Genomic DNA, 580 nt, shown 5'->3' with positions numbered 1-580 from the left:
GCGGTGAAAGCAGCCACAGCGGCGAGGGAGAGGAAACGTGCAGTCTTGTTCATGGTGAAACTCCTGAAAAATCAAAAATGAGGGGGTGGTACTTGGGGTAACCAGGTACTAAGGAATACGGGACGGTGGGTTGGGTGGATTCAAAAAGAATCAACCACGCTCACCCGAAGGGATCTGGCCGGTGCGAACGGCTTCTGCGGCCTGGGCACGCACTGCGCTGCGGTCAGCGGTAGACGAATACGTCACCACACGTGAACCTGCTGGCTCGATGGAACGGGTCTGGGCGACGGTGGCTGCTTCAGCTTGCACTTCAGCGCGGGTGCGGTTGGTTTCAAACTTCGTAGCGAACTGCGAAGCATCGGCTTCGTCAGCCTGGGCACCAAAAGAAGCGAAAGCGGCAACAGCGGCAATGGAGAGGAAACGTGCGGTGGTGTTCATGATGAAAATCCTTGAAGTTAAAAAAGCGTCTCAAAAAAGCCGGGTCAAAAACCATTCCTGAACCGGGTTCGGTGAGTCGCCTTGCGGGTTCGGCTCATCGATGGGTTGAACTGTACGCCGCTGGTGTTCAAAGAAAAACCAC

1 protein-coding gene is annotated in these 580 nt (G+C 55.3%); it reads right to left on the bottom strand.

Annotation, left to right across the window (positions count from 1 at the left end):
• Positions 1–150: 150 nt before the first annotated feature.
• Positions 151–438 (bottom strand): DUF4148 domain-containing protein, encoded by a 288-nt coding sequence (locus tag ACK41V_RS23735; protein WP_409786159.1) that lies wholly within the window; start codon positions 436–438, stop codon positions 151–153.
• Between the last annotated feature and the right edge of the window lie 142 nt (positions 439–580).

The organism is Acidovorax sp., assembly GCF_046291265.1.
Lineage (GTDB): Bacteria > Pseudomonadota > Gammaproteobacteria > Burkholderiales > Burkholderiaceae_C > Acidovorax.
Note: the sequence above shows the minus strand (reverse complement) of the source record. Positions and strands in the feature narration are given on the sequence as shown.